This window comes from Nocardioides sp. (assembly GCF_016462705.1).
Taxonomy (GTDB): domain Bacteria; phylum Actinomycetota; class Actinomycetes; order Propionibacteriales; family Nocardioidaceae; genus Nocardioides.
Genome location: NZ_JAEMSS010000199.1, coordinates 2,954 through 3,518 on the forward strand (window position 1 = coordinate 2,954; position 565 = coordinate 3,518).

The window sequence follows — 565 nt, forward strand, 5'->3', positions numbered from 1 at the left end:
CGTCTACGAGGTCCGGCTCGCCAACGGCGAGGCCCTCGCGCTCAAGGGGTACCGACCCGAGTGCGCCTCCGTGGAGCAGTTCGACGAGATGCAGCGCCTGGTCGAGTCCGGCTCGCCGCACGAGCGGTTCCTGTGGCCGATCAGCATGGCGCGCGTGGCCGACCAGCCGTCGTTCGGCTACGTCATGCGCCTGCGGGAGAGCCGCTTCCTCGAGCTCAGCTATCTCCTGTCCAACACCGACCGCGACGGCCACCCGCTCTCGGTGTCCTTCGCCTCGACCATCGCGATGTGCCGCCAGCTGAGCTACAGCTTCCTGCGCCTGCACGCGCGTGGCATGTGCTACCGCGACATCTCCTTCGGCAACGTCTTCTTCGAGCCCGAGCACGGCGACGTGCTGATCTGCGACAACGACAACGTGGGGGTCGACGACGGCACCAGCCGCGTGCTCGGGACGCCGTTCTTCATGGCCCCCGAGGTCGTGCGCGACCTGACCTACCAGACCCTCCCGAGCACCGACACCGACCGGCACTCGCTGGCGGTGCTGCTCTTCTACACGCTCTTCCTC

Annotated in this window: 1 protein-coding gene; it reads left to right on the plus strand. The window is 68.0% G+C overall.

The genetic code is table 11. The features are described 5' to 3' along the window. Positions 1-565: hypothetical protein (locus JHD21_RS19000; protein ID WP_292678400.1), on the plus strand; the 565-nt coding region annotated here is incomplete at both ends.